This window comes from Peribacillus deserti (assembly GCF_002863585.1).
GTDB lineage: Bacteria > Bacillota > Bacilli > Bacillales > DSM-1321 > Paraperibacillus > Paraperibacillus deserti_A.
The window spans coordinates 189,114-196,112 of the sequence record NZ_PGUY01000062.1; the positions used below are offsets into that span (position 1 = coordinate 189,114).

Here is a 6,999-nt window from a genome sequence, read left to right on the forward strand (position 1 = left end):
CACTCTTACATTTAATACACATTTACTTACCAACCTTTTTATACTCACCGGCTACATTCGGAAGCCCTCAACAAATAGATCGTCTGGACAAAAATCTAATTTTCTGGTGATTTAGAGTGTCAGCCAAGTATTTTTTTCATCAGAGAACGGACAAAAAAATTAAATAATTAAATAAAAGTAATCAAAATTATATGAAAATTATTGAAATTTCCTCCGACTAATACTATAGTGATAAGAAAACATAGAAGGGGAGACAAACATGCCAAAAGATTTGAGAATTCGAAGCAAAGTTTTTAGTGAAAGTGAAACCAAGATGCCGAATAGGGCGATGCTGAGGGCTGTTGGTTTTTCCGATGAAGATTTTAAAAAGCCTATGATTGGAATTGCGAGCACATGGAGTGAGGTTACTCCTTGTAATATACATATTGATGAATTAGCAAGGCAGGCTAAGCAGGGTGCAAGGGATGCTGGCGGCGCACCGATGATCTTTAATACGATTACTGTTTCTGATGGGATTTCAATGGGGACAGATGGGATGAGGTATTCATTGCCAAGCCGGGATTTAATAGCGGATTCCATTGAGACTGTTGTTGGCGGGGAAAGTCTGGATGGTTTTGTGGCCATTGGGGGCTGTGATAAAAATATGCCAGGCTGCATGATGGCAATTGCCCGTATAAATCTTCCTGCTGTCTTTGTTTATGGAGGCACCATTAAGCCGGGTAAATTAAAAGGCGAAGACATTGATATTGTGTCAGCCTTTGAAGGAGTAGGGCAATATAACAGCGGCACCCTTAACAAGGATGGCCTGCATAAGATTGAGTGCCATGCATGTCCTGGTTCTGGTTCCTGCGGCGGAATGTATACGGCCAACACTATGGCAAGCGCCATTGAAGCGCTGGGAATGAGCCTTCCCGGCAGTTCATCCAATCCAGCTGAAACGCCTGAGAAGCAAAAAGACTGCTTTGAAGCGGGACAAGCTGTTTATAAGCTGCTGGAAAAGGACATTTATCCAAGAGATATTCTTACAAAAGAGGCCTTTGAGAATGCCATTACGGTTGTTATGGCTTTGGGCGGGTCGACTAATGCCATCCTTCATCTGATGGCCATCGCTCATTCGGCTGAGGTTGATTTATCTCTTGACGATTTTAACAGGCTGCAAAAAAAAGGTGCCGCATATTGCCGACTTAAAACCGAGCGGCAGATATGTCATGCAGGATCTGCATGAGGCAGGTGGAGTTTCAGCAGTCATGAAGGAATTATTAAAAGCGGGTCTGCTGCACGGTCACTGTATGACGGTGACTGGGAAAACCCTGGCGGAAAATCTTGAAGAGTCACCATCACTGAAGGAAGGGCAGAAAGTCATCCTTCCGATTGATGCTCCTCTTCGTGAAACGGGACATCTGGTTGTTCTGAAAGGAAACCTGGCACCAGCCGGAGCGGTAGCCAAGGTATCTGGATTGAAGGTAACTAATATGACTGGTCCTGCCAAGGTATTTGATGATGAGCCAAGTGCAACCGAAGCTATTTTAACCGGGCATATCCAGGCGGGTGATATATTGGTCATCCGTTATGAGGGGCCAAAAGGCGGTCCGGGGATGCCGGAAATGCTCTCCATTTCAGGCATGTTAGTCGGAAAAGGACTTGGAGAATCGGTTGCATTATTAACAGACGGGCGTTTCTCAGGTGGATCGCACGGATTTGTAATTGGCCATATCGCCCCTGAAGCCCAGGTTGGAGGTCCGATTGCCCTTATAAAAACCGGCGATATTATCACGATTGACAGCGAGACTCAAGAACTTTCGGTAAATATTTCGGAAGAGGAATTTGCTGTGAGACGATCTGAATGGACGGCGCCGCCGCTTGCGGCACGAGGAGCTCTTGCCAAATATGCAAGGCAGGTATCATGTTCGTCCATTGGAGCGGTTACCGACCATTTTGAGGAGCAAAGAGTGTCTGAACCTCAAGTGACTGTAAAGTCATAAATTCGATTCATTGATATCCCTGCCTGGAATATAGTATCCTAAGGATATTATCATTCCAGGAGGGATTTATTATGTCTATGGCATACGAAGAATATATGAAACAGCTGGTCAAACCGATGCGTGAAGAACTTAGCAGCCAGGGATTCAAGGAATTGCTGACTCCCGAACAAGTGGAAGGTTTTATGAATCAAAATGAAGGCACTGCCCTTATCGTAGTTAACTCGGTCTGCGGGTGTGCCGCAGGGCTTGCTAGACCGTCAGCCGTACAGGCAATAGCACAGTCAGAAAAGAAACCTGAAATGCTTGCAACAGTATTTGCAGGACAGGATAAAGAGGCTACAGCGGCAATGCGTGAGTATTTCTCTGGAATTGAGCCTTCTTCTCCGTCCATGGCACTTGTAAAAGGAAAAGAAGTTCTGCACTTTATTCCCCGTCATGATATTGAGGATCATTCAGTAGAAGAAATTATGGATAATTTATTGGGTGCTTTTGACAAATACTGTAACTAAAAAGAATGCTCAGCATTCTTTTTTTTAGGCTCTTTTCTAAAAGATTGTTGTTTTTTAATAGTTCGTCAACCCCTCATTCAATAACAACAAAGTTTGCGAAAATAGCCTAATATAAAGATCATCCCTTGTTAAGGGATTCTTAAGGAGCTTTTACTATGCTGGTTACAACAGGTGGCAGGACAGATAAGGAATGGGTGGAAAAGGCCAGGGGGATCGCTGAGGAACTAAGGGTTCCTTATGTTCCGAGAAGGAAGAGATCCATTGCCGGATTGCAGCAGGAATATAAGGAAGACTGTCTGGTAGTGGGAAAGAATAGAATAGAATTGTATGAAAGGAATCAAGCTTCTCCATTTTTCTTCCATCCTAATGCGGCAATGCTCCGATTAAAGCGGATAAAGAAGGGAGAAAGCGATCCGCTTATTGAAGCTGCGGATTTCAAAAGGGGTATGAGTTTCCTAGACTGCACACTTGGTTTGGCCTCTGATTCCATTGTCGCAAGCTTTATAGCAGGTGAAACAGGAAAGGTAACAGGAATTGAGGCAAACCCTTACCTGGCTTATATTGTTAAACAGGGTCTGCTGCAATGGGATAGTGGAAGCATTGAATATAATCAGGCAATGAGACGGATCCATATTCAGAGCGGCAGCCATTTGGAAATTCTTCAATCACTGGATAGTAATAGTGTGGATGTCATCTATTTTGATCCCATGTTTGAAGAAACGATACCAGAATCAAGCGGGATACAGGCTCTTTCCGGTTTTGCTCTGCACGAGACACTATCAAGTGAAGCCGTTAAGGAAGCGATGAGAGTTGGCAATAAACGAGTGGTATTGAAGGATCATTATAAGAGCGGTCGTTTCTATGAATTTGGCTTTACCGTCTTGAGAAGAAAGACTTCCAAATTTCATTTCGGTGTAATTGAACTTTAACTAATTCAAACTAATTCATGAAAAATCCCTGCTACATCGGTGGCAGGGAAGATCACTTTCAATGAATTAATCAGTAACCGCTAAGAAACAGAAATATAGCAGCATGAGTAAACCCAACGCACCACTTGCAAACTCCATGTACATCCTCCTGACTGGCAAACTAAATATGTATTTTAATTGAACAAACCCTGCAGCCTTTTCTTCTTTTTAACCATTTTTTAAATTTTTAAAACCCTTTTTTCTCTATCTTCGTTTATAATACAGTTATCTTTTAAAAGTTATTACAGTTATTGTACTTACAAAATCCAAAATCATTATCGTTCATTGTTGATTTTTGACTGAAGTGTTCTTGATGCGGGTGCGGTCTTCAGCACAGAAAAGGTTCCGGCTTGTGGAACCGTTAAAGCAGGCACTCAGACCGCCAGCGGAAAGCGGGCGCCCTTCACGGTAATCAACAGGCAAGTTTAAGAGAGTAAAAAATAATAAAAGGAGATTCTGTATGCAGTTGAAAAAATGGATAAAAAAGAGTCTTGTCATCCTTATTTCGATGCTTACGTTTGGCATGATTACCCCGGCGGAATTTCATTGGCTGGACGAAGCGAGCGCTAACAAGAAACAGGATAATGATACGTTTGCTGCTCATAGTAAAAGTAAAACAGTGTCAGAATCTCCTGTTTACACCAGAGATCAAATTCTCCAATCATTTAATGGACAGGCTGAAGAGGTGAGCTACCAGAAATTTGGAGATAAAATCCGGCCGAAGATTGAAAAGGAATTCAAAGAAGTGATTCTTCCCAAGATGGAAGAGGCAATTGGGCAGCTTTCCCTGACTCTTTCTGACGAGGAACTGAGTCAGCTTGAAGTGACTGAAAATCCTGCAGGAGGCAATGGTGAAAGGATTTTTAACATTACCAATAAAGTGACCGGTAAGCCAGTGATTAAATTTCATGTACGTAGAGAACAGCCGCCACTTGAAGGGTTTTGGTTTAACTTCCATTACCATACTGCTGCCGATCAATTCATGACGCATCACGATCTCGGGAAAATATATTGGGATAAAAATACTCCTCCTAATTGGAAGACTTCTATCCATTAAAAAGGGATATATGCCTAACCGCATGTATCCCTTCTTTTTTTGCACCCTGAATCTGATGCCCCGGTTTCATATAGGAAGTATCAGGTATGCTGGCGGTCTTTGGTCAGAATAAATTTATAAATAGAGGTAAACGCAATAAAGAATATGCAAGGCACACCTATACTCACATATATTGGCCGGCCTGTGGTAAGCAGCATAAGACTAAACAGCACAGAAAACATCATTAAATCCAGATATATGAAAATATTTGATTCCCATACACCAAAAACTTCTCTGATTAAATCAGGGTGGCGCTGCAGCAGCTCTTGTTTGTTATATATTCTCATTTTTATCACCTTTATTTGTCGAGTATTCAAGTATATGAAAAACAGGGTCAGGGTGACACAATGAAAACGGTTCTGGATTTCCTGCCAATTATTTCAGCCTGTGATCTGCAGCACGCTGGCATGGTATAATCCTTTTAAAAGTCATCCAGGGGGTGGGGTTCATGAGGAAATTTCATACAGCTGCTGCTGTTTTCATCATATTTTTTGTTGTAATCAGTACGGCTCTTTATGTAAGGGCTGCTGGCACGGAGAGCGGGAGAACGTGGTTGGAACTTGCAGATCATATTGAAATGAAATTTAGTGAACCCTTGAACTCTGCTGCAAGCTTAAAAGAAATCTTTTTGTTTCCTGAGGGTAAGTTTAATAGTAAGGAAGCAGCGTCGATCATCGAGCGGGTGGATCATCTTCCAAAGGGTTTACTTGAAAAAATAGCTCAGCACCAAATTAAGATAAAGCTTTTCACTGGAAAATTAACGGATAATCGAACAGCTGCCGATCTAAAAGGAAAATCTCCGAGAGGATACGAACACAAAGTCACTTGGGACGATATACCCGGTGTAGGCGGTTCAAGAAATGTCTTGATCAAAATAGGTTCTAGTGAACCGGGTAATAACCACGGGTCCGTGAACTTAGAGCTGCATGAGCTGGCCCATTCCGTGGATGCAATTGTCTATGGGAAGATAAGTGAAGACGATGAGTTTAGAAGGATCTGGAAAAAAGAACGCAGTATGCTTTTTCCCGTCAGCCGCTATCTTAACACCTATGCTGAAGAGTACTTCGCTGAAGCTTTTGCCATGTTTTATACCAGCAAAGACACGAATACAATTCTTAAACGTGATGCACCATTAACCTATGCCTATATAAAACGATTAACCTAGTATGACAGGATTACTAGTATGTTAAAATAATATAAAAAAAGGGAAATGTTGAATTTCCCTTTTGATCTAAGAAGGAGAAGCATATGAGCGAGAGTGAAAAAGTCTATTTGGATTTATGCAGATACATATTGGAAAACGGAGTGAAGAAAGAGGATCGGACAGGAACCGGAACTATTTCCACATTTGGTTATCAAATGAGGTTTGACCTTGAAAAGGGCTTTCCGTTATTGACAACAAAGAGAATACCTTTCAGGCTTATTGCAAGTGAGCTTCTCTGGTTCATAAAAGGGGATACAAACATTCAATACCTTCTTAAGCACAACAATAATATATGGAATGAATGGGCATTTAAAAGTTGGGTTGAAAGTGATGAATATACAGGACCCGATATGACCGATTTTGGATTAAGGGCAGAAGACGACGGTGAATTTAAGCTGCTGTACCAGGAACAAATGGAACTGTTCAAGAAACGGATCCTGGAAGATCAAGATTTTGCAGCCCGCTTTGGGGAACTTGGCAATGTCTATGGCAAGCAGTGGAGAGATTGGGCAGCTTCCAATGGACAATCCATTGATCAGTTAAAGGATGTTATTGAAACAATCAAGAAAAATCCTTCGTCGCGCAGACTTATTGTTTCTGCATGGAATCCGGAGGATCTGCCAGCCATGGCTCTTCCTCCCTGCCATACTATGTTTCAGTTCTATGTAATAGAAGGAAGGCTTTCCTGCCAGCTTTATCAGCGCAGTGGGGATGTTTTTCTAGGGATCCCTTTCAATATTGCGAGTTATGCTCTATTAACACATCTGATTGCCCATGAATGCGGCTTAAAGCCTGGTGAATTTATTCATACACTAGGTGACGCCCATATTTATCTCAATCATGTAAATCAAGTTAAAGAGCAGCTGAGCCGGACACCTAACGCCCTGCCAGATCTTTCGCTGAATAATAGTGTAACTTCGGTGTTTGATTTTGAAATGGATGATATTAAGATAGAAAATTATAATCCGCATCCTGCCATAAAAGCACCGGTAGCTGTTTAATCTTAATCTTTATAAAAGGTCTTTCTAAAAGATTGTTGAATTTTTAATAGTTCTGTAAACCAACCCTATTGATAAACAGGTTGATTGGAACGTAAGGTGCGAGACTCCTGCGGGAACAGCGGGTATGTCCAGATCCGGACTGACACCGCGGGTCTAGCCAATCGCCATTAAAAGGCAAAATCGGCCTTTTACTGCCGCTAGTCTTATGCCGGGCTAACGCACGAAGCACAGGATGTGCG

The 6,999-nt window shown here is 42.1% G+C and carries 7 protein-coding genes and 1 pseudogene; 6 read left to right on the forward strand and 2 right to left on the reverse strand.

All coding sequences use genetic code 11. The features are described 5' to 3' along the window. Nucleotides 1-259 precede the first annotated feature (259 nt). From ilvD to CUU66_RS19560, 4 genes and pseudogenes are all read left to right on the forward strand, one after another. Nucleotides 260-1,982 (forward strand): annotated as a pseudogene (gene ilvD, locus CUU66_RS19545) (dihydroxy-acid dehydratase). A 71-nt stretch (nucleotides 1,983-2,053) separates the two neighbouring features. Next, nucleotides 2,054-2,491: a BrxA/BrxB family bacilliredoxin gene (locus tag CUU66_RS19550; protein WP_101645077.1), complete on the forward strand. Its 438-nt coding sequence runs from the start codon at nucleotides 2,054-2,056 to the stop codon at nucleotides 2,489-2,491. 155 nt (nucleotides 2,492-2,646) lie between these two features. After that, nucleotides 2,647-3,420, forward strand: a complete 774-nt coding sequence (locus tag CUU66_RS19555) for a class I SAM-dependent methyltransferase (protein ID WP_101645078.1) — start codon at nucleotides 2,647-2,649, stop codon at nucleotides 3,418-3,420. Between the two features lie 499 nt (nucleotides 3,421-3,919). Next, nucleotides 3,920-4,516, forward strand: a complete 597-nt coding sequence (locus tag CUU66_RS19560; RefSeq protein WP_101645079.1) for a YpjP family protein — start codon at nucleotides 3,920-3,922, stop codon at nucleotides 4,514-4,516. Between the two features lie 80 nt (nucleotides 4,517-4,596). Here CUU66_RS19560 and CUU66_RS19565 read toward each other — a convergent pair whose 3' ends face one another. Further along, the gene (locus tag CUU66_RS19565) at nucleotides 4,597-4,842 is read right to left on the reverse strand and encodes a hypothetical protein (RefSeq protein WP_101645080.1); all 246 of its coding nucleotides are present in this window, start codon (nucleotides 4,840-4,842) and stop codon (nucleotides 4,597-4,599) included. 161 nt (nucleotides 4,843-5,003) lie between these two features. Between CUU66_RS19565 and CUU66_RS19570 the strand changes: the two genes are divergently transcribed. Together CUU66_RS19570 and CUU66_RS19575 are read left to right on the forward strand one after the other, a co-directional pair. Further along, nucleotides 5,004-5,720 (forward strand): anthrax toxin lethal factor-related metalloendopeptidase, encoded by a 717-nt coding sequence (locus CUU66_RS19570; protein ID WP_101645081.1) that lies wholly within the window; start codon nucleotides 5,004-5,006, stop codon nucleotides 5,718-5,720. An 83-nt stretch (nucleotides 5,721-5,803) separates the two neighbouring features. Continuing rightward, on the forward strand, nucleotides 5,804-6,760 hold the full coding sequence (locus CUU66_RS19575) for a thymidylate synthase (protein WP_101645082.1): 957 nt from the start codon (nucleotides 5,804-5,806) through the stop codon (nucleotides 6,758-6,760). A 43-nt stretch (nucleotides 6,761-6,803) separates the two neighbouring features. Here CUU66_RS19575 and CUU66_RS24610 read toward each other — a convergent pair. Then, a partial coding sequence (locus tag CUU66_RS24610) for a hypothetical protein (protein WP_219622802.1) occupies nucleotides 6,804-6,999 on the reverse strand: 196 nt, incomplete at its 5' end.